Raw genomic sequence first — 21,978 nt, forward strand, 5'->3', positions numbered from 1 at the left:
CAATGTTTTCTGATTTATTGCAGTTTATTGTTTTTTATCCATCATCGCTGGGTGACCACCCTCCTTGTGCATGCCGCCCATGTGAGCAGCCATGCGCTCACGCATGTGTGTAGCCATGCGGCGATGACTTTCATCAAAGATTTTTTGCTGCTCAGGTGTGAGTACCGCATAGAAAGTCTTCAGTGCAGCCAGGCGCGTTTGCATTTTTGCCAGGTGCTCTTTCATTTTATCCAGCCTTTTTTCCATGCGCTCCGGCGTGGTCAGCTTGTCCAGTTCTTTCTGGTCAGAATGTGCTGGCATGGCGCCGGGACTCATGGCGTCTGTAAAGGTTTTCCAGGCTGGCTCCTGGGCTGCAGTGATTTTCAATTTGTCATGCAGTTCAGCCTGGTGTTTGGCCAGACGTTCTTTCATTTTTTCCGCCCATTTGGCCGGATCGCCATGTTGTCCATGACCGGCAGGCGATGCAACAGGAGCCGCAGGCGCAGCAGTTTGCGCCCCGGCAGCACCGGCCAGGCCCAGGCTAAGTACCGTCAAACCTGTCAATATTTTTTTTTGCAAAGTATTCATCATTTTTACTTTCTGAACAAAGGAACATACTCATCAGTTCGCCCATGACATACAGGTAAAATCTGAGTAACCTGACTCTGGGGACTGATGCAAGCGGAGTCCAAAAGAAGATGGATGTTTTCACTCTTGTCGACAGCGCCTGCAAACTGACATTACCGTCCCAGACATGGGATGTATCTTGCAGTATGCTTGTAACGATGAAATGTCTGTCACGCTTCGCTTTGTATCGACGTGTAACACAGACAAAAATTGCAGGTTGGCATGTTACTTACCGTTTCCACATGGGTATATCATTACCAGAACTCGTTTCATCCATAAGAGTCCCCCTTTACAACATGCGACAACATGCCGATACAAAATCATCGTTTCCATTGCTGACAGCAGGCTCATAATGAAGAACATGGACACACCAAATAAAATTCTCATCGTTGACGACGATCGCGACATTCGCAATTTGCTGGCCGATTATCTTGATAATAACGGCTATACCACAGTCACAGCTGCCGAGGGCAACGCCATGTGGACTGCCCTGCAAGCCCACCAGATTGACCTCGTGGTGCTGGATCTGAACCTGCCCGGTGATGATGGCCTGACACTGTGCCGCAATCTGCGCAGCAAATCCAGCCTGCCGGTCATCATGCTGACCGCACGCGGGGAACCACTGGACCGCATACTGGGCCTGGAAATGGGGGCCGATGATTACCTGCCCAAGCCCTTTGAGCCACGCGAACTGCTGGCGCGCATACGCAGCGTGATGCGGCGCGCACAAAGCAATCACAATGCGCATACCGGCGAAGCCCTGCAAAAACTGAAGTTTGCCGGCTGGACCCTGGACTTGACAGCGCGCCACCTGATCAGCCCTGACGAGATGGTGGTATCCTTGTCCGGCGCTGAATTCCGCATGCTGAATATTTTCCTGGAACACCCGAATCGTGTGCTCAACCGCGACCAGTTACTGAACATGACACATGGCCGCGATGCCGACCCTTTTGACCGTTCCATTGATATTCAAATCAGCCGCTTGCGGCAAAAACTAAGAGAAGATGCACGTTCACCGCAAATTATCAAGACTGTCAGAAATGGTGGTTATGTACTGGCCGTGACCGTGGAGGTGGAGCAGGGTTCATGAAAATTTTGTCGTCGATGTGGGGCAGGGTATTTGCCATCCTCTTGCTGGGTGTCGTGGCATCTGCTGCGCTGACCTGGTCACTCGCTTTTGGCGAGAGGCAAAAGACCATTTCCCAGTATCGCGATTCCCATGCGGTAGAACGTGCCGAACAACTGGTGCTGGCGCTTGATGCACTGCCTGCCGAGAACCGCGAAAAATTCCTGGCAACCGCACCACGCCTGGGTCTGAAAGTGGCCACCTTGCCAGCTGAGACCTCGGACCAGGCGCCACGCTCGGAATATGCCGCAGCCGTCAGTGAAAGGCTGGGCAAGAATTTTCGTGTGATGTCACTGGCGCAAGATCCGTCCTCCTGCCCGCGCATGCCGGCCAATCTCCAGACCAACCGTCTGCCCTGTGAAGCCCTGGGCATCACCTTGCACGACGGCACCGCCTTGCGTCTGACCGTGCTGCCACCGCGGAATCCGGCGCCGCCACTGAGACAGGATTTTGTCCAGTATTTCTTCCTGTTCCTGGCCAGTATTGCGATACTGGCATTCCTGATCGCCCGTATGACCATGCGCCCGCTGCGGCAGATGGCGCAGGCGGCGACTGCTCTGGGCCAGGACATCAATCGCCCGCCATTACCAGAAAAAGGCGCGACGGAAATCCTGCAGGCAACGCGCGCCTTCAATGCGATGCAGGCCAGGATACGTCAGCATATTTCCCAGCGCACCCATATGCTGGCAGCAATCACCCATGACTTGCAAACCCCGCTGACCCGTCTGCGCCTGCGCCTGGAAAAGGTCAAGGACGAAGAATTGCGCGACAAGCTCATTGACGATCTGTCCGCCATGCAGATGATGATACGCGAAGGCCTGGACCTGGCGCGCAGCATGGACAGTAGTGAAGCACTGAAACCGCTGGATCTTGACTCGCTTCTCGACAGCGTTTGCGCCGATGCGGCTGATGCCGGACAGAATGTCAGCTTTGAAGGCAAACCCGGCCTGACCGTCATGGCCAGGCCACAAGCCCTGCGCCGCTGTCTGACCAACCTGATCGATAATGCCGTCAAATACGGCCATTACGCAACTGTCAGCCTGGTAGCCGGCAAAGACGCTGCCCGGGACGTATTGCATGTGCTGATACGCGATGGCGGTACTGGCATACCGCCAGAATTGCAGAGCAAGGTTTTCGAACCTTTCTTCCGCATAGAAACTTCACGCTCCCGCGAATCTGGCGGCACCGGCCTGGGCCTGACCATTGCCCAGAATATCGCCCAGCAACACGGTGGAAAACTGCAACTCAACAACCTGCCTGAAGGCGGCCTGGAAGTAAGACTGACTCTGCCTATGCAGGTAGCGTAGTGTTCAGCTTTTGTAGGTCATGTTCCTGAATTAAGGCGATTGCCCTTCGTAAGCCACACTGGTGGACCGCCCAGCAGAGTTGATCAAAAAGATTCAGAAGAATATGGTTAGCGGTTGTATTGGCGTTGGGTTGGGGTTGTTTTTTTGCCGTTCCGATGTGTCGCTGCCTTTTTGGCTTAGCTTTTTGGCGAAGCAAAAAAGCTAAGTGCCCGCCGCTCTACCACCGGCCAGCAATCTCAAGTAACGAATGTGGGCTATTAAAAACGATCAGGTCGCGACAAAAACCCATCCCAACCTTTCCACTGAACCGCTTGCAGGCGACTTAGATTCCATCAGCGCAAAGTATGCTTTGTGAAATCCTGACTACATCCCCACACCTGAAAATACCTCGAAAGTACTCAACAGCCCCACCACTCCAGCCCCTGCCCCTGTAAAATTCAGAAAAAAATCCCAAGGGCCCACTCATGATCAATTTGCAACTAGGCGACGTCAGCCACATTATCCAGCTTTCGATTGCCCCGGTGTTCCTGCTGACCGGTGTTGGCACCAAGCTCTCTGTTTTGACCAGCCGTCTGGCCCGCATCATAGACAGGTCCAGGGTGCTGGAGGACCTCTTGCATGGACAGATTGACGCACCACCCAATCCGGCTCTGGAAGAAGAACTCCATGAGTTGTATGAGCGTTCGCACCTGATCAACCGTGCCATCACGCTCAGCACTTCTTGCGGCTTGCTGATCTGTCTGGTGATTGCTGCGCTGTTCACCGGCGACGCTACCGGTCTCAACCTCGACAAACTGATTGCCGCCCTGTTTGTCGGCGGTGTCCTGTCGCTGATCGGCAGCTTCATCTATTTCATGCGTGAAATCGTGGTTGCCACCAAAACCCTGACACGACAGCGTAAATTAGGCAGGCGCAAGATCAAGAGCCAGCAAAATTGAAAAAATCTCCATAGAAAAAGCCCCGCGAACTGTGATTCGCGGGGCTTTTTAACTATGAGGGTTGATTATTTGGCCGCCTGTACCATCACGATGACATCCACAGAAGCTGTCCCCGGATTGGCAACCGTAATCGGTTGATAACTGCCCGTCGCACGGAAAACCATGGTAGCGGCAGTTGCCGGAGCAATAAAACCGGCATTGTTGGTTGATGCGCCGGCGATGGCAACGGTAGGACCAGCGATCTGCGTCCAACTGTAATAAATAATGTTGGACGTATTCGACGGTGCATCCACCTTCAGGGTAACGGCGGCGCCGGTCTGCACTACCTGCACCGGCGTGTAGGACACCAGGGATATCGGCGGTAGCGGGTCAACATAGTAGACCACGTCTGTGGTCGTGATCGGGTCCAGTGAAAAGCCGCCAGGCGTGATGGAAGAATTCGACACGCTGAGGGTAAACACGAACGGTGTACGCGCATCCAGGAACTTGGGGAAAGAAGTGCTGGCAACACTGCTGGAGCTGTTGAAAATCTCGACAAAGGGACCAGACTTCTGTTTCCACAAATAGTAGATAGGCGTGCTGCTGTCGACCTTGCCGTTGGCGTCATATTTGACTGATTTGCTGCCATCAAGAGTGACGTTGCTGCCCGCAGTCACCACTCCGCCACTGTAAGAGATAGGCACTACCGTCGGTTTGACGATAGGCGTGACCGTAACAGTTTGCGTAGCCGTCCCGACTTTTTGCTTGTCGTCGGTCACCCGGCATTGCAGCTTGAGCGTGGTTGAAGCAGTCACGACTGGCGCAGTAAAGCTGGACGTGGCAGCATCTGTCGGCACCAGGTTGATGGTGGTGCCGGCAGCATCGCTGACTACCCATTGATAAGAATACGGCTCACCAGTGGCAGCCGGCGTACCACCGCTACCAGTACAGCTGAGATTGACCTTGTCACCTGAAACGGCAGTCGTTGTACCGCTGACCTTGGCCACCGGAGCAGCCGTGGCCGAGGCTTCCTGCTTGACCAGCAGGGTGGTCGATGCCTTGATGGTATTGCCTTTGACATCAACAGCATTCAAGGTGAATTTGTAGGTGTAGTCCGCGGTCAGGGTGGTCGGTGGCGTGACTTGCAGGACACAGCTGGCTTCTGTACCGCTGCTGCTTTTTTGCATGGTCTTGCAGTCGGCGTTGATCACGGCCGCCAGGGCATTGGCCGACAAGGTCAGGTTCTCAACCTGCCAGTACATATTGGTGATGGCACCCGCCGTACTGCTGGCCTGGCCGGTGAAACTCAGTGCAGCATTGGTGATAACGGTCTGGGCATCAGGGACAGAGATCGCCATGGGGCTTGGCGTCGCGCCCGAATTGTTGCCTGAACTGCTGCCGCCACCGCCGCAAGCTGCCATCGCCAGGCTCGATAACACAATGAAGGCTGTTCTGATTTGCTGAAACACGCTGACTCCGATGACTGACAAAATAGTGAATTCTCATCATTGTAGCTTCATGCCAGCAATTGCAATACCTTTACGCAAAGTGTTGACAAAATGTTTCATCTTTTTGACGGCTTGCAAATTATTTTAGAACGACCGTGCAAAAATTGATTTAGGTGTGGCACTCTAATAAAAAAACCAGATAAAAAAACTGACAGCATCGGCCAGCAAACAGGGCCGGATACAAAACGGAGACCACGATGAACACCTTGCACTACGCCCACTGGCCACAAGGCTTGCCCCATCAACTGATCACACCCGAAGCCAGTTTGTATACCAATTTGCAGGTATCGGCCCTGCGCTACCCGGACAAGCCAGCTGTCATCTTCTATGACGCCATACTGACTTACCGGCAATTGCATGAAGAAGTGCTGGCCCTGGCAGGTTACCTGCAGCAGGTCTGCGGTGTGCAGAGAGGTGACCGGGTTTTGCTGAACATGCAAAACTGCCCGCAATTCCTGATCGGCTTCTACGCCATTTTGCGTGCCGAAGCCATGGTGGTGCCGGTCAATCCCATGCTGATGACGGATGAACTGGCTCACTACATTGATGACAGCGGCGCCAGGGTGGCCCTGGTGTCACAAGACATTTTCCCGCGTACGCAGCCACTGGTTGGTCATAGTGTGTTGAAACACGCCATCGTCGCCACTTATTCAGATCACCTCACTGCAACCACCAGCCTGAATATCCCCGATTTTGTCAAAGCCACACGACAGGTGCCAGAGCAGGCCGGTGTCGTCAGCTGGCATGCGGCTGTTCATGCCGGTCATCAACCGCAGCCCCACCTGGCCGGCCCGGATGACCTGGCCTGCATGCCCTACACTTCGGGCACGACAGGCAAACCCAAGGGTTGCATACATACACACAGGTCCGTCATTTTCAATTCTGTCGCCAGCCCTACCTGGTCAGGCTGCATCGTGGCCAACCATGTTTCGCTGGCGGTGTTGCCATTCTTCCATGTCACCGGCATGCAATCAGTCATGAACAGCATGATTTACTGCGGGGGCACCCTGGTGATCCTGCCGCGCTGGGACAGGGACGTGGCCGGGCAGTTGATCACCCGCTATAGCGTCACCAACTGGACCCTGGTGCCATCGATGATGATCGATTTTCTGTCGAACCCGCGTCTGGCAGAATACGACATCTCCAGACTGACCAGGGTGTCAGGCGGCGGCGCAGCCATGCCAGCCGCCATCGCACAGAAATTGCTGGACCTGTCTGGTCAGGTTTATATGGAAGGTTATGGCCTGTCGGAAACCATGGCAGCCTCGCACGTCAATCCACCGCAACGCATGAAGCAGCAATGCCTGGGCGTGCCGTATTTCAATGTCGACTCACGCATCGTTGATCCCACCACACTGCAGGAAGTCAAACAGGGGGAAACCGGTGAAATCTGGATACACGGCCCACAAGTCTTCCAGGGTTACTGGAATGATGCACAAAAAACCGCAGAGTCCTTTGCCGAACTCGATGGTAAAAAATTCTTCCGGTCCGGCGATCTTGGTTACATGGATGAAGAAGGTTTTTTCTTTTTCACCGACAGGCTCAAACGCATGATCAACGCCAGCGGCTTCAAGGTCTGGCCAGCCGAAGTCGAATCGATGATGTACCAGCACCCGGCCATACAGGAATGCTGCATCATCGCCGCCCGCGACGCCTACCGTGGCGAAACTGTCAAAGCCGTGATCGTCAAAAAGCCAGGCAGTGAGGTCACAGCAGAAGACATCATGGCCTGGGCGCATGAAAAAATGGCGGCCTACAAAGTGCCCAAGTTTGTAGAATTTGTCGATACCTTGCCCAAGTCGGGAACAGGTAAGGTGATGTGGCGGACTTTGCAGGAGAAAGAGACGGCGAAGGGGTAGTCCTGCACGATTTTATTGATCGTCTTTTAAACTTTGAGAAAGCGTAGCGAGCGGCTCAAGTTTGAGTTAAGAAGCGCAACCGTACTCAAGTACGGTGAGCATCGCAGGCTCAAAATTGCGCCGCGCAGTTGCGTTATCAAAGTTTTTATAAGGGAAAGATCAGACAGGTCGTCGTGGCATGGGCATACACCTTGCCAGCTGCATCAACGATGCGGCCTTCCGCCGTTCCGACCTGCCGGCCTACCTGTATCACCTTGCCCTCGGCGCGCACTGGCCCGGTCTTGTTGGTCATGGCGCGTATCAGGTTTACCTTGATTTCCAGCGTGGTGTAACCCATGCCTGCCGGCAACATGGATTGCACGGCGCAACCAACGGCCGAATCAAGCAGGGTGCAGAAGTAGCCGCCATGTACACTGCCCAGTGGATTGTAATGCTGCAAACCCGGCGTGCCCTGGAACACGATGCGGCCAGGTTCACCCTCTACCGGCAAAAAATCCAGGGTCTTGCCTATGGGGGCAACCGGGTACAGGCCATTCAATATCCCGCGCAGGAATTCTATCCCGCTGACGGCTTTCAATTGTTCCAGGCTGGCAACACCGGGTTCGGCCATCTGCGCACGCACTTCGGCTTCACGGTCTTGCCAGGCTTTTAAAACTGCTACAACATCGACATCAGTGCTCATCATGTATCCTTACGCGGAAATAAAATCATCTGGGTGCAACGGAACAGGGCGATGGTCTTGTCTTCATAACTGACCACGGCATCCCACACCTGGGTGGTACGCCCCATATGCACGGCGGTAGCCACAACGCTGATCTTGCCTTCACGTGCTGTCCCCAAATGATTCGACTTGAGTTCAACCGTGGTAAAGCTTTGCGCCCCTTCTGGCAGACTGCTGATGCAGCCATAGCCGCAGGCAGTATCGGCCAGGGTCACCACGCTGCCGGCATGCAGATAACCGTTAGGCGCCAGCAAATGCGGCTGCACCAGCAATTCAGCAGTGACCCGGCCTTTTTCCAGTGACAGGATGTTAATGCCCAGGTAACCGGGCAGGAATTTTGCGCCAAACTGATTCAGGCGCCCGGCCTGCTCCATCGCTGCCTGGCTGATTGACGCTGTTGCTGACTCTGCTTGTGTCATGATCTTTTCTGTAGTGGATGTAGCTGATGACTATTCTAGGTATTGCAGGAAAGCGCGCACAGTGTCAGTATTGACTCTTTTAATGCAGATTGCGACAAATGTTCCATATCGAGGTCTGGCTTTACCCTCAGTGCATGGCGTCGGCGGTGACCGGCCCGCTCGATGTATTCGCCGTTGCGAACGCCATCTGGGCCATCAAGCACAAGGACGATACCCATCCCCTGTTCACCTGGAGCCTGCATTCCCAGGATGGCAAGCCGGTGACGACACCGGCCCGTGTCACACTGGCAGCTGATGCAGAGATAAGGGCTGACAGCCAGGCAAACCTGATCTGGCTGCCCGGTATCTACATAGAACAGGGTATTTCCGGCCTGCTCAGCGACCTGCATGAGATGCGTGCGCTATTTCCCATCCTGCGCGACAGGCATGCCCAGGGTTGTGTGCTGGCAGCCAATTGCAGCGCCACCTTTGTGCTGGCCGAAGCCGGCCTGCTTGACGGTGGTCACGGCACGACGACCTGGTGGCTGGAACGTGCCTTCAAGGCCCGTTACCCCAAGGTGGAACTGCATCTGGCAGAGGTACTTGATGAATATGACAATGTCCTTACCAGCGGCGCCGCCACCAGTTACCTGAACATGGCTTATCACCTGGTGGAACGCTTTGCCGGACAGGATATTGCCACCGGTGTGGCCAAGACCCTGCTGATTGACGCCAACCGCGCCTCGCAGATGCCGTATATGCAACTGCTGAGCCTGACGCTGCAAGACAGTCAGCCGCATGAAAACCTGCTGGTGCAGAGGGCGCAGAAATGGATGAATCAGAACCACCACCTGCCGTTTCGCCTGCCGGCCCTGGCTGACTTTCTGGCAGTCAGCGAACGTACCGTAATACGTCATTTCCAGCAAACCCTGGAAACCACACCAGCCAGCTATGCCCAGCAGATCAAGATGGATGTTGCCAAACGCCTGCTGGAAACCACCACGCTGACGCTGGAACAGGTTGCCGAGCGCACCGGTTACAGTGACCCCAGTTCTTTCCGACGCCTGTTCAAACGGCACACCGGCTTGTCACCGGCCAATTATCGCGAACAATTCCGGCCCGCCCGGCGCATGGTAACGACCTGAATGCAAAGTGTAGTGGTAAATCAATCACCTCCGCCGCCACAGCCACCGCCACAACCGCCACCGCAGCCTGAGCTGTCACCGCCACTGCCTGAGTCCCCGCTATCAGCACTGCTGCTGCCATGATCACCAAAATCAAAGGCTGTGTCACTGCTGCCCTCACCGCCACTGCCGCCGTAAAAATCACCGCCACAATAGACGGTCCCATCGCCATTCATGCGCAAGGCGCTGCAATCCGGTTCGTAACGGAAACCATCAGCAATATCCCATTTGGCGTCGAGCGCAAACAGCAAGGGCAGGCGGGTAGCCCGGCGCGGGTTGATGTTTTCTTCCAGACAGGCAAACCACCAGGTACGCCGCAAACCTTCATTGCTGCGCCGGCTAGCACCTAGCACGGCAGCCGGTGTGTGATGCATATAACGGCCAAACGCCTTCCTGCAAAACTGTTCGTAGTTTTTTGTATAGAGAATGAATTCATGCCAGAGATCGTCAACAACCTGAGAAGGCATGGAGATATGTTTGTAACCCGATTTCAGGTACACCAGAAAGAACTGACGCAGCGCACGCGCCACCAGTTGCTGGTCTTTCAGCGACAATGAAGGGCGCTGCCTGTGCAGCTTTTCCAACAGTCCGGGCGGGAACATGTAAGTGCGGATATAGTCAGCCTGTGCAGCAAGGCGCCAGCGTCGCCAGACGATGAACAGACTGGCGGCAAGTATGAATACGATAAGGCTTAATACGATGGGCATAAGACTGCTTGCTCTCAATCAATAGAATTTAACAAAAACTTGTCGCTGACCTTCTTTGCACCACAGCAATTTTGGCATAGTATGGACACAAGGGGTTCGCCTGGTTTGTACCGGTATCTGTCTTTTTGTTTGCTGAAAAGATGTTGGGACAGGCTTGGTGCGGTAGGAGACCGAAGCTTATTCCAAGCTTGGAAGTTTTACCGGATTTTCTCTTTCCCATAATCTGATATGTTGTTTTTGAAAATTATTTTTTCTATTTTCAGCTTATCTGAAATCTTATGCTTACACTCCGGGTAACGGTGAAGTGATGTATCACAGCAAACCCGGATAGCAAACAGACAAAAGCCATTGCCTGTCCAGGTAAAGATTTCATGTAAGCAATACCTTGCAGTAACAGAACATCTTTCTGGGAGATTCACTATGAATTTGCGTCACCTGCGCATAGGAACCCGACTTGCTGTGGGCTTTGGTGTAATACTCGCCACCCTGGTATTGATACTGATCATCAATAGTATCTTCAGCGCCAGTAACCGCAAGGAAATGATCGCCGGCCTGGAACTGTCACATACCAAAACCGAGCTTGCCGCGACCATGAAAAGCAGCATGCTCGAAGGTGGCATCGCCATACGCAATATAGGCTTGCAAAGTGACATAGGTGAAATCGACAAACAGAAAGCCATCTCCAAAAAACAACAGGCCCGCTTTGCCGAAGCCCGCGACAAACTGACTGCCCTTGGTCTTGGCAGCGAAGAAAAGAAGATTCTTGACGCCATCTCTGAACTCGACAAACAGGTCGATGTGCCCATCAAGGAAGCCATGAAAATGCTGCTGGCGTTCAATGGTGAAGAAGCCGTCAAACTGATTGCCACCCAGGTCGATCCCCTGCAGCAAAAATCCTTGCTTGAGATCAACAAACTGGTCGATATCCAAAACAAGGCTTCGTCTGAACTATCGGCAATTGCCGAATCCAAGGGCAAGCAGCTGAGCTTTACCCTGTTCGCCATCGGCGCCGTCATCCTGCTGTTTGGCGCCAGTGTTTCCATTTTCCTGACACGCAGCATTACTGCACCATTACGTGACGCTGTCAGCATTGCCAAACGCGTCGCCTCAGGTGAACTGTCCTTCCGTGAAACAGCGGACGGTACGGATGAAATCAGTGAACTGCTGAATGCCCTGAAAGAAATGAGCGACAACCTGCATCACATCGTCAGTGAAGTCCGCCAGGGCACCGATGCCATTGCAATTGCCGCAGTCGAAATATCAAGCGGTAACTCTGACCTGTCTTCACGCACAGAAACCCAGGCCGGTGCGCTGGAAGAGACTGCCAGTTCCATGGAAGAAATCACCGCCACCGTCAGGCACAATGCTGATAATGCGCGCCAGGCCAATGGCCTGGTGACATCAGCATCCAACTTCGCCATCAAAGGTGGGGAAGAAGTCGGCAAAGTCGTGCACACCATGAATTCCATCAAGGAAAGTTCGCGCAAGATTGTCGATATCATCAGCGTGATTGACGGCATTGCCTTCCAGACCAATATCCTTGCCCTGAATGCGGCGGTCGAAGCCGCGCGCGCCGGTGAACAGGGTCGTGGCTTTGCCGTAGTGGCCAGCGAGGTGCGCAATCTGGCGCAACGTTCAGCCAGTGCCGCCAAAGAGATCAAGACCCTGATCGGCGATTCGGTCGAAAAAGTCGATGCCGGCGGCAAGCTGGTTGATGCAGCAGGCAAGACCATGACTGAAATTGTCAGTTCGGTCAAACATGTGGCCGATATCATGGCGGAAATCACTGCGGCTGGCCAGGAACAGAGTTCAGGCATAGAAGAGGTCAATCGCGCCATCAACCAGATGGATGAAATGACCCAGCAAAATGCCGCCCTGGTGGAACAGGCCGCTGCCGCTGCCGAAAGCATGGAAGAGCAGGCCAATAACCTGGCCCGCGCTGTCTCTGCCTTCAAGCTGGACAATACCAATAATCGGCCTCGCCGGGTACAGGCTGTCAACGCCGAGCCCGTCGGGAACGACTATACTGAAGGGGAAACGTCCTTGATCAAGGCAACTGCTGGTAAACTGGTGAGGGCGCTGGGTTTCAATAAAAATTATTAGCGGACAGTGTGGAGCAGCGCCTTGCTTCAGGTCTGCTCCGACATACACACTATGAACAAGCAGGAAGCATTAAAGAGTATTGTTGCACAGGCCAGCAAGGGCGATCTGGTGTTCCCCACCAATGTGAATGCCTCATTGAAGATACAACAGGCACTCGACGACCCTGATTGCGGCATAGAAACGGCAGCAAAACTGGTCATGACCGAACCCCTGATGTCAGCCCGCGTGGTTGCCATTGCCAATTCTGTAGCCTATAACCGCTTTGGCGGCGGCGTCACCAATATCCGTACTGCCATTACCATACTCGGCTTTAATACCCTGCGCTCGGTGACGGCAGCCGTCGTCATGCGCCAGTTGAGCGCCGCCGTCTCTGACAAGGCCATACGCGCCAAGATGGATGCCTTATGGCGCCACTCCGCTTATGTTGCTGCGCTGGCGCACCTGATAGCACGCAAGGTCAGCAAGGTCGATGCAGAAACTGCCTTGTTTGCCGGCATCGTCCACGAAGTCGGCGGTTTTTACCTGCTGTCGCGCGCCCAGGAATTCCCTGCCCTGCTGGAGATGACTGGCCCAGACGCGCCAGCAGACCCGCTGGCGGAAACTGACGAAACCTTCATAGGCCGGGCCGTACTGAACAAACTGCTGGTGCCCAAACGTGTCGTCAGTGCCGTTGAAGCGCTGTGGTATGGCATGCGCGTCATGCCACCCGAGACCTTGGGTGACACCCTGCTGCTGGCCAATGAACTGGCGGCCGTCCCCTCGCCGCTGGACGTACGGTCACCTGAAAGCATACGCCAGGCAGCGTCTGAAATCGACTTTGCCGTAGGCGATGGCACACTGCTGACCATACTGACCGAATCGGCCGAAGAAGTCGATGCGCTGACTGCCACCCTGATCAGCTGACACTGCCAGTTTTTTTGCTGCCAGCCAGAAATTAACTCCTGCTCAACAAGTTTTCAAAAATATCGGCATAATACTTGTCGCATAATTATTGCACCTGTCCGCCTGCCTGCCCCATCAACCGGGGCAAGTAGCGTATGGTGCACATGTCCCGGTACGCCCAGACCAGTCACTTAACCAAGGAAAATACCATGCCATTGAAACGCCTTTTCAGTACCAGCCTGTTGACTTCCAGCATGATGGCAGCAATTGCCACCCTGAGCCTGCCGGCAAGCAATGCGCTCGCCGCCGCCCCGATGGCAAAGACCTCGGCACCCGGCTTTTATCGCAGCATGCTCGGTGATTTTGAAGTGACCGTGCTGTCTGACGGCACCGTACCGCTGCCGGTCGACAAACTGCTGACCAATACCACACCTGAAAAAGTCGGCAAGGCCCTGGCCAAATACCACCAGCAAAGCCCGCTGGTAACATCGGTCAATGGCTTTTTGATCAATACCGGCAGCAAGCTGGTCTTGATAGACAGTGGTGCCGGCACCTTCTTTGGCCCGACACTGGGCAAGCTGCAGGCCAACCTGAAAGCGTCCGGTTACACGTCTGACCAGATTGATGAAATCTATATCACCCATATGCATACCGACCATATCGGCGGTCTGGCTGACGGTGACAAGGCGGCCTTCCCGAATGCCATCATACGCATAGACCAGCATGACACCGATTACTGGCTGAGCCAGGCCAATATGGACAAGGCCAGTGCGGACGCCAAAGGCAGCTTTGAAAAAGCCATGGCCATCCTGAAACCCTATATACAGGCCGGCAAACTCAAACCTTTCGAAGGCGACACGGAACTGGTACCCGGCGTCAAAGCCGTTGCCAGTCATGGCCACACACCGGGCCACAGCATCTATAAGGTGGAAAGCAAGGGCCAGACCCTGGTGCTGTGGGGAGACCTGATGCACGTCGCTGCGGTACAGTTTGAAGAACCTTCAGTCACCATACAGTTCGACAGTGACAGCAAGGCTGCCTATGCCCAAAGGCAAAAAGCCTATTCTGACGCGGCCGAGCATTCCTACATGGTTGGCGCAGCCCACCTGTCCTTCCCTGGCGTAGGTTATATCCGCAAGGAAGGCAAAGGCTATGCCTGGATGCCGTTGAACTACGCTCCATTGCCATAATCATGGACGTTACCCCGGTCAAGGCCGCACTGTCGGCAGCCACGCCGGGGTACACGCTATCTTCAGTCCCACGGAGTCAGTCGGTATGACGATCACGCTGAAACAAAGCAGGTATTTGAAAAGTGCAGCACTGCTGGCAGTCATGGCGCTATTGACGGCATTTGCTGCTGCACAGACATCCACTGCAACAACAGCCAAGGCCAAAGACAAGACTAGCAAGGAAAAAGTCGATACCGATTCCATCATCAGCGGCATCAGCGCTTCCGAACGCACGCGACCTTTTCCTGTTGGCGAAAAAACCGCCTATTTCGTCAATATCAAGGATGGTGATCAGGTCAAATCACCATTCCGTGTCGCCTTTGCCGTCACCGGCATGGGCGTGGCGCCCGTGGTCGCCGGCGATATCCCTGATACCGGGCATCACCATATCCTGATAGACATGCCCATGCCAGTGGACATCAAGGCCCCCATCCCATTCGACAAACCCAACGAATTTGCCCACCAGCATTACAAGCATTTCGGCAAGGGTGAAACCGAGACCCTGCTTGACCTGCCGCCAGGCAAACATACCTTGCGCCTGCTGTTTGCCGATCACAAGCATGTGCCTTACTACATTTCCAGCAAAGAAATCAATATCGTCGTGCTGGAAAAAACGCAGTAAATCAAGCTGATTGACAGCACCCGGCAAATCGGACACAGTGCAAACTCTGTCCTTTGCCGAGCTTATACATGACGACTGCGTATCAGCACACCGCAACTGCCTGTCCGGTTCTGCCGGACGATTTTGACCTGCGGCACCTGCCTGACGACTTCTACCACAACCCCTATCCCTATTACCATGCACTGCGTGAACATAGCCCGGTGCGCAAGATGCCCGACGGCTCTTATCTGCTGACACGCTATGCTGACCTGATGCAGGTCTACAAGGATGCCAAAACCTTCAGCTCGGATAAAAAACTGGAATTCAAGCCGCGCTATGGCGATTCACTGCTGTACGAACACCACACGACCAGCCTGGTCTTCAATGACCCGCCCCTGCATACCCGCGTGCGCAGGTTGATCATGGGCGGGCTGACGCCTGCCGCCATGGCGAATACCGAAACCGGCCTGATACAGCTGGTGGACAGTCTGCTTGACCAGATGGCAGGCAAACCCGGAGCAGACCTGATCAGTGATTTTGCCTCTGCCATACCGGTAGAAATCATCGGCAACCTGCTGGCCGTACCGCATGATGAGCGCGAGCCCTTGCGGGCATGGTCGCTGGCGATACTCGGTGCGCTGGAACCGGCGATTACGCCTGAATTCTTTGCCCATGCCAACCAGTGCGTGACCGAATTCCTTGACTACCTCAAGGCGCTGGTCGCTGACCGCAGGCTGCATCCCGGTGACCCGAAAGCCGATATGCTGACGCGCCTGATCGAAGGCGAAGCCGATGGGGAAAAACTGACGGAGACCGAGCTCTTGCAGAACTGCGTCTTCCTGCTCAATGCCGGCCATGAAACCACCACCAACCTGATCGGCAACGGCCTGGTCGCCTTGCTGGAATGGCCCGAACAAAAAGCCAGGCTGATTGCCCAGCCTGAACTGATCAGCACCGCCATCGAAGAATTCCTGCGCTTTGAAAGTTCCAACCAGCTTGGCAACCGCATCACCACGGTTGATACCCGCATAGGTGATGTCGACATCGCTGCAGGCAGCCGCATCAGTCTGTGCATAGGGGCAGGCAACCGCGACCCGCAGCAATTCCCTGAACCCGACCGGCTTGACATCAGCCGCAACCCCAACCGTCATCTGGCCTTTGCTTCTGGCATACACCAGTGTGCCGGCATGTTCCTGGCAAGGCTGGAGGGCAGGGTGGCCATTTCGCGCCTGCTGGCGCGTTTCCCTGACTATCAATTGACAGCAACACCTGTCAGGGGTGGACGCGCGCGCTTCCGTGGGTTTCTGTCAGTACCTTGCAAGCTGCAAAAATAATCATCACAATAAATCCACAACAAAAACCGGAGACAACATGAACAAGATCAAACTGCTTGCCCTGACCAGCGGCCTGCTCTGCGCCAGCCTTTCTGCCCAGGCACAGATCAGGATAGGCGTCACCATCTCATCAACCGGCCCGGCGGCGTCATTGGGCATACCCGAGAAAAATGCGATCGCCATGCTGCCCAGGGAAATCGCCGGCAAAAAAGTCGACTACATCGTGCTCGATGATGCCTCTGACACGACACAGACTGTCACCAATACGCGCAAGCTGATATCCGAAGAAAAGGTTGATGCCATTATCGGTTCCACCACCACGCCGAACTCCCTCGCCATGCTGCCTGTGATTGGCGAAGGCAAGACAGCGGCGATCAGCCTGGCATCAAGCAACCGCATCATCGAACCCATGGATGCCAACCGCGCCTGGATGTTCAAGACACCACAAACCGATACCATGATGGCGATCGCCATCGCTGAAGACATGAGCAAAAAGGGCGTCAAGACCATGGGCTTCATCGGTTTTTCTGATGCACTGGGCGAAGCCTTCCTGGTTGAAGTGACAAAGTATGCAGAGCTGAAAAAAATCAAGGTCGTTGCCACCGAACGTTACAGCCGCAATGACAACAGCGTGGTAGGCCAGGTGCTGAAGCTGATGGCGGGCAACCCCGACGCCATCGTCGTCGGCGCATCCGGCACACCGGCAGCCCTGCCGCCCAAGACTCTGGCAGAACGCGGCTACAAAGGCCGCATCTATCATAACCATGGCGTCGCCAACAGCGACTTCCTGCGCGTCTGCGGCAAGGACTGTGACGCCACCTATTTGCCCACCGGCCCGGTGATGGTAGCGAAACAGCTGGCTGACCATAACCCCGTCAAAAAAGCCGCGCTCGATTTCTCCAACAAATTTGAAACAGCCTATGGCGCCGGCAGCCTGGCTGCCTTTGCCTCTTATGCCTGGGACGCCGGCCTGCTGCTGCAACAGGCTATCCCCGTCGCCCTGAAAAAGGCAGCGCCAGGTACGGCTGAGTTCCGCGCCGCCCTGCGCGATGCACTGGAAGCCACCCAGGGCCTGGCCACCACCAATGGCGTCGTCAACATGAACAAATCCGACCACCTGGGCCTGGACCAGCGGGCGCGCGTGATGGTGCAGATCAAAGGCGGGAAATGGGTTTATCAGGCGGAGTAAACAATCTTCCTGCCTGTGCAGGAATGAGGTTAATTCAGATACGGCCTGTTGACAAAATCAATACAGAAATGGCAAGCAGATTAGACCGCTGTCAATAATGCGGCGGTCTCTCATCCACTACCGCAGTCCGCTGACTCGCCGTCACCGCCAGTTCACGCAAACGTGCTGCCAGGGCAGAACACAGGGCTTCGAGCTCATCGATTTTCTTTTGCTGGCGATACACTTGGGTATTGAGGGTATCGACCAGGTCGTCCTGGCGGGTCAGGCGTATTTCCAGGTCGATCAATCTTTCTTCTGTCGTCATGATGCTGCCCTCATTCAAAATAAGTGCACAGTATGCCATACCAGTCAGGTCAGGCTGTGCACTGGTATGCATGAGGTTCAGGCTGGCTGGCAAAGTGGTATGCACCAAAGCGGTGCCGTGCAAAAACCTGTTGACCCGGTTTGACTGCACTTGCATGCTTGGGCCATGAAAAATACTCACCATCACCACTACCGTAGCCTGATCAAGGGCCTGTTATCCACACTGGTCTTATGCCTGAGCCCGCTCAGTCAGGCTGCTCCAGTCAGCAAACCTGTCGTCATCGGCTATTACCTGCTGGAAAAAGACCAGATCAACAACTATGACCAGGGCAAGATTGATTTCCCTGTATCTGCCATCACGCCGGACAAGGCGCGCATGCTCACTCATATCAACTATTCTTTTTTGAATATCAATGAGCAAGGTCAGTGCGCACTGGAAGACGGCACCAATCCTGACATGGCGCGCAAGGTCTTTGGAGAACTGCAGGCATTAAAAAAATACAATACCGGTTTGCATGTGCTGTTTTCCATCGGCGGCTGGGCCTATACCAATGATGACAGCCCCACCGTAGAACGTTACCGCCTGGCTGCCGCCAGCGGTGCATCCCGGCAGAAGCTGGCGCAGTCCTGCGTCGCCTTCATGCGTGAGTATGGTTTTGATGGCATAGACATAGACTGGGAATATCCGCGCAAGGAAGACGCACAGAATTTTGTCGCCCTACTCAAAGAAATCCGTCAGCAGCTACAACAGGTACAAGGTCCCGGTAAACCGGCTTATCAGTTGACCATCGCTGCTGCCGGCGGCGCTTTCAACATGGCGCGCACCTACCTGCACTTGCCACAGATAGCCGCCCAACTTGATTACATCAATCTGATGACTTATGACCTGAACGGCCCCTGGGAAAAGCAGACCAACCACAATGCCCACCTGTATGGCGCGGCGGGTGAGCATCTCTTTGACAATCCCTTGCGGGCATTGCCATTCGAGCCGGCACTGTCTTCAACAGAGCTGGAAAAACGTTTCCCTTCACCGTTTGCATTGACGGTCGATGCTGCCGTCCAGCAATACCTGCAAGCAGGAGTCCCTGCCAGCAAGCTGGTATTGGGCCTGCCGTTTTATGGCCGGGCTTTTTTCCAGGTTACCGCCGACAAGCAGGGCCTGCACCAGGCGTTTGTGACACCGGCTGGTGATGTCTACCAGGGTGACCCCGGTTTGTTGAAAGCCTGCGATGCCTGCACTGCCCGCAAGGACCCGCGCCTGGCGACGTATGCCGACATCAAAAAAATGCTGGCAGCCAAAGCTGGCTATGTACGCTTCTTTGGCGAAGACACCAAGGTACCCTGGTTATACAACCAGGCTGAAAAGATTTTTGTCAGCTATGATGATGAAGAGTCATTCGCCTACAAAACTGCCTACATCAAAAAATACAGGCTGGCAGGCGCCATGTTCTGGCACCTGGGTCAGGATGATGAACAGGGCAGTTTATTGCGTAGCCTGCACCAGGGCCTGTCCGGCAAGTCTGTCAAAGTCAAACTCAGCGGCGGACTGCACTATCAGGGCAGGGACTGATCGACATTCTTCAAAAAGCTGTCTACCGCAGCGGTATAGGCGTTGTTGAGGCCGAGGTTTTTATTGATCTCACCATGGCTCAATGCTTGCGGCAATAATTGCGCCTGCATGCCCAGCGACCGGGCTTTCTGGACAAAGGCATCGGCTTGCAGGCAGGGTTTGTCCGGTCTCTGGCTGGAACAAACCGCCATGAAGGGTGCGCCGGCTTTCTGCAATTGCAGCGTCGGTGAACTGGCTTGCCAATAGCCGGGTTCGCTGCCAAAGGCTTCATCGTAGAAACGATAATGTTTTTGTTCCATGATCTTGCTGATATCGTAGGCCGCACTGTCGAGAGCGACCGTTGCCAGCCAGGGTGAAACACCGGCCGTACCGGTAATACCGGGCGAACTCGCCAGCAGCGCGACCAGATGCGCCCCGGCTGAATGCCCCATCAGGATGAAGCGCTGACGCGCACCACCCCATTCTGCTGCATGGCTTTGTGCATAGGCCATGGCTTTGGCCACATCGTCGGCCTGTTCCAGCGGCCCGGTACCGGGCAACATGCGGTAATTGATCGATATGAAAACATAGGCTTTTGGCAACCAGTGTGCCGCCTTGTTTTCCACCACGCCACGGGCAGTCTTGTTGCCTGTTTTCCAGGCGCCACCATGCACCATCAGGATCACCGGCATGTCTTTATGCGCGGCGGCATCTGCCGGCAGATACACATCCATGGTCTGCCTGCGGTCACTGCCATAGGCAAGGTCGCGCAACACTTTGGTACCGGCTGGCAAACCGTCGGCAGTCATGTTCGTTGTTTCTGCGTCACTCAAGTCATTCGGCTCTGCAGCCTTTGCCGCTTTTTGCTCCTGTCTTTCCTGTCGGCGCTCCATGATTTTGTCGCGCAAGGTTCCGGCATGGGCTGAAGGCAAGATCAGCATGCTGGCAAGGCCGAGCGCCAGCCCTGGCAATCCATAGCGGCAAAGCGATGTGATGTTTGACGAACGGCTCATATTCAACTCCTCAATGGCAACCTGGCTGCATGACAAAAAAGCGACTATGGATATCTTATGAAAAGTGAGGGTGGCTACTCCAGTCAATTTATGCAACAACTTGTAATGCCGTATTTCGACATGTAAATACCATACCTGATCACGGCATACGTGCATATCAACCCGGGTTTATGCGAATATATGAAAACCCGGTCAAAAACAAGCACTGGAACAACCCAGACATGTCGACGCAAAACTGCATGCTTGCCATATCGCCAACAGCCAGCCAGGCCCCTCAGCCGGAGGTTCAGTGCTGACATTTTTGCGCCGCTTGTTTGGCATGTCGCCACCGTCCGGTCAAACGGCAGAACCGGCGTCACAACCGGCCACTTCCGAGACAGTACCTGCATCAGAAAGCGATGCGCCTGCCAGCACAGAATGGCAGGCAGCCTTCGACGTGGATTCGCGCTTTTACCCCTGGCTGCTTGGTCGTTTTGCCAGCCAGGTCAGCAATGGTGCTGAAAAACCCTTGCTGGTGGCGCTGGAACGACTGTGCCGGGCTGATTTCAGTGACACGCGGCATATACCACGCGTACCCAGCGTCTTGCCGCAATTGCTGAAAAGCCTGCGCAATGAATACGTATCAGGCGACGAACTGGCCGGCCATATCGCCAAGGATGTCAGCCTGGTGGCTGAAATCATCAGTGAGGTCAACAGCTCCTATTACAGCCCGGCGGACAAAATCAGCAATCTCGATAACGCGATACGCCTGCTCGGTATCAATGGCTTGCGCATGCTGGTAGCGCGCACGGCTTTTCGCCCGCTGATACAACTGCAGGCAGGTCATGTCACCAGCGTAGTGGCGCCCCTGATCTGGGAACAGTCAGAAAAATGCGCACAAGCCTGCCGACAGCTGGCGCAGGAAAGAGGGCTCGATGCCTTCCATGCCTACCTGGCCGGCCTGTTGCAAAACATTGGTCTGATCATCGCCTTCCGTGCGCTGGATCAGATCATGACCAGCCCGACCATGCCGCTGGCGACGGCATTTCGCTTGCGTTTTTTCCACATGGCTCATATCTTGTCTTATCGCATTTCCAGGGAATGGGATTTCCCTGAAGCCGTCATGGGTGCCTTGAAGGACCAGGTCAGTCATGAAAGTCCACTGCAAGGTCTGGGGTTGGTAGTCAGACAGGCCAGCGACATCAGCAAACTCAGTCAGATGGTGAATGCCGGCGTCTGCAATAAAGACGATGAGGGTCTGCAACTGAGTACAGATGCACAAATACAGCGCTGTTTTTCAGCACTGCATGCGCGTGAAGGGGAAACCTGAATCTCCAGGCTCCGCACACTTTTTTCATTGATTGACTGGCTTGACTGACCGGATTCCTGCTCATGCCAAGGCCCATTCTCAAAACAAAAACTTCCGTACAAGATGCTGTATTGCCTGCGAAAATCTTTGTTTT

General features: G+C 54.7%; 20 protein-coding genes. 13 read left to right on the forward strand and 7 right to left on the reverse strand.

Translation table 11 applies throughout. From position 1 onward, the window contains the following. Positions 1-24: 24 nt before the first annotated feature. Positions 25-570, reverse strand: a complete 546-nt coding sequence (locus LZ463_RS20245; protein WP_241457818.1) for a Spy/CpxP family protein refolding chaperone — start codon at positions 568-570, stop codon at positions 25-27. Positions 571-967: 397 nt separating this feature from the next. On the opposite strand from LZ463_RS20245, the gene LZ463_RS20250 reads away from it, so the two are divergent. The 3 genes from LZ463_RS20250 (at position 968) to LZ463_RS20260 (ending at position 3,977) form a co-directional block, all read left to right on the forward strand. Further along, entirely contained in the window at positions 968-1,696 is a 729-nt protein-coding gene (locus LZ463_RS20250) for a response regulator (RefSeq protein WP_241458179.1), read from the forward strand. Continuing rightward, positions 1,693-3,039, forward strand: a complete 1,347-nt coding sequence (locus tag LZ463_RS20255) for an ATP-binding protein (protein ID WP_241457820.1) — start codon at positions 1,693-1,695, stop codon at positions 3,037-3,039. The genes LZ463_RS20250 and LZ463_RS20255 overlap by 4 nt, the downstream gene beginning before the upstream one ends. A gap of 467 nt (positions 3,040-3,506) precedes the next feature. Further along, positions 3,507-3,977 carry a DUF2721 domain-containing protein gene (locus LZ463_RS20260; protein ID WP_241458181.1) on the forward strand — a complete coding sequence of 157 codons (471 nt, stop codon included), beginning with the start codon at positions 3,507-3,509 and terminating at the stop codon, positions 3,975-3,977. Between the two features lie 65 nt (positions 3,978-4,042). Here the strand turns inward: LZ463_RS20260 and LZ463_RS20265 are convergent, their stop codons facing one another. After that, the gene (locus LZ463_RS20265) at positions 4,043-5,425 is read right to left on the reverse strand and encodes a hypothetical protein (RefSeq protein ID WP_241457822.1); all 1,383 of its coding nucleotides are present in this window, start codon (positions 5,423-5,425) and stop codon (positions 4,043-4,045) included. 236 nt (positions 5,426-5,661) lie between these two features. Here LZ463_RS20265 and LZ463_RS20270 point away from each other — a divergent pair, with 236 nt between their 5' ends. Continuing rightward, positions 5,662-7,323, forward strand: coding sequence for a long-chain fatty acid--CoA ligase (locus LZ463_RS20270; protein WP_241457824.1), 1,662 nt, complete (start codon positions 5,662-5,664; stop codon positions 7,321-7,323). A gap of 145 nt (positions 7,324-7,468) precedes the next feature. Here the strand turns inward: LZ463_RS20270 and LZ463_RS20275 are convergent, their stop codons facing one another. Further along, a complete protein-coding gene (locus tag LZ463_RS20275; protein ID WP_241458183.1) occupies positions 7,469-8,005 on the reverse strand; it encodes a PaaI family thioesterase in 537 nt (178 codons plus the stop codon). Continuing rightward, positions 8,005-8,418 (reverse strand): PaaI family thioesterase, encoded by a 414-nt coding sequence (locus LZ463_RS20280; RefSeq protein ID WP_241458185.1) that lies wholly within the window; start codon positions 8,416-8,418, stop codon positions 8,005-8,007. The genes LZ463_RS20275 and LZ463_RS20280 overlap by 1 nt, the downstream gene beginning before the upstream one ends. 143 nt (positions 8,419-8,561) lie before the next feature. Between LZ463_RS20280 and LZ463_RS20285 the strand changes: the two genes are divergently transcribed. Next, complete coding sequence (locus LZ463_RS20285) at positions 8,562-9,587, forward strand: GlxA family transcriptional regulator (RefSeq protein WP_241457826.1); 1,026 nt, start codon at positions 8,562-8,564, stop codon at positions 9,585-9,587. Positions 9,588-9,607: 20 nt separating this feature from the next. Here LZ463_RS20285 and LZ463_RS20290 read toward each other — a convergent pair whose 3' ends face one another. Further along, positions 9,608-10,333, reverse strand: coding sequence for a glycine-rich domain-containing protein (locus LZ463_RS20290; protein ID WP_241457828.1), 726 nt, complete (start codon positions 10,331-10,333; stop codon positions 9,608-9,610). A gap of 420 nt (positions 10,334-10,753) precedes the next feature. On the opposite strand from LZ463_RS20290, the gene LZ463_RS20295 reads away from it, so the two are divergent. The 6 genes from LZ463_RS20295 (at position 10,754) to LZ463_RS20320 (ending at position 17,671) form a co-directional block, all read left to right on the forward strand. Then, positions 10,754-12,436 (forward strand): methyl-accepting chemotaxis protein, encoded by a 1,683-nt coding sequence (locus LZ463_RS20295; RefSeq protein WP_277624119.1) that lies wholly within the window; start codon positions 10,754-10,756, stop codon positions 12,434-12,436. A gap of 51 nt (positions 12,437-12,487) precedes the next feature. Continuing rightward, the gene (locus LZ463_RS20300) at positions 12,488-13,339 is read left to right on the forward strand and encodes an HDOD domain-containing protein (protein WP_241457830.1); all 852 of its coding nucleotides are present in this window, start codon (positions 12,488-12,490) and stop codon (positions 13,337-13,339) included. A 188-nt stretch (positions 13,340-13,527) separates the two neighbouring features. Beyond that, positions 13,528-14,508, forward strand: coding sequence for an MBL fold metallo-hydrolase (locus tag LZ463_RS20305; RefSeq protein ID WP_241457832.1), 981 nt, complete (start codon positions 13,528-13,530; stop codon positions 14,506-14,508). Positions 14,509-14,593: 85 nt separating this feature from the next. Further along, positions 14,594-15,169 carry a DUF4399 domain-containing protein gene (locus tag LZ463_RS20310; protein ID WP_241457834.1) on the forward strand — a complete coding sequence of 192 codons (576 nt, stop codon included), beginning with the start codon at positions 14,594-14,596 and terminating at the stop codon, positions 15,167-15,169. A 68-nt stretch (positions 15,170-15,237) separates the two neighbouring features. Further along, positions 15,238-16,482 carry a cytochrome P450 gene (locus tag LZ463_RS20315; RefSeq protein WP_241457836.1) on the forward strand — a complete coding sequence of 415 codons (1,245 nt, stop codon included), beginning with the start codon at positions 15,238-15,240 and terminating at the stop codon, positions 16,480-16,482. A gap of 37 nt (positions 16,483-16,519) precedes the next feature. Then, on the forward strand, positions 16,520-17,671 hold the full coding sequence (locus LZ463_RS20320; protein ID WP_241457838.1) for an ABC transporter substrate-binding protein: 1,152 nt from the start codon (positions 16,520-16,522) through the stop codon (positions 17,669-17,671). Between the two features lie 91 nt (positions 17,672-17,762). On the opposite strand, the gene LZ463_RS29240 is transcribed toward LZ463_RS20320, so the two are convergent. Continuing rightward, positions 17,763-18,131, reverse strand: a complete 369-nt coding sequence (locus tag LZ463_RS29240; RefSeq protein ID WP_347176285.1) for a SlyX family protein — start codon at positions 18,129-18,131, stop codon at positions 17,763-17,765. A 9-nt stretch (positions 18,132-18,140) separates the two neighbouring features. Here LZ463_RS29240 and LZ463_RS20330 point away from each other — a divergent pair, with 9 nt between their 5' ends. After that, positions 18,141-19,544, forward strand: coding sequence for a glycoside hydrolase family 18 protein (locus LZ463_RS20330; RefSeq protein ID WP_241457840.1), 1,404 nt, complete (start codon positions 18,141-18,143; stop codon positions 19,542-19,544). Here the strand turns inward: LZ463_RS20330 and LZ463_RS20335 are convergent. Next, positions 19,529-20,536: an alpha/beta hydrolase gene (locus LZ463_RS20335; protein WP_241457842.1), complete on the reverse strand. Its 1,008-nt coding sequence runs from the start codon at positions 20,534-20,536 to the stop codon at positions 19,529-19,531. The genes LZ463_RS20330 and LZ463_RS20335 overlap by 16 nt on opposite strands. A gap of 289 nt (positions 20,537-20,825) precedes the next feature. On the opposite strand from LZ463_RS20335, the gene LZ463_RS20340 reads away from it, so the two are divergent. Further along, complete coding sequence (locus tag LZ463_RS20340) at positions 20,826-21,845, forward strand: HDOD domain-containing protein (RefSeq protein ID WP_241457844.1); 1,020 nt, start codon at positions 20,826-20,828, stop codon at positions 21,843-21,845. The last annotated feature ends 133 nt before the right edge of the window (positions 21,846-21,978 follow it).

Origin of the sequence: Undibacterium paludis (assembly GCF_022568815.1) — a bacterium.
In the GTDB taxonomy this organism is placed as follows: domain Bacteria; phylum Pseudomonadota; class Gammaproteobacteria; order Burkholderiales; family Burkholderiaceae_D; genus Undibacterium.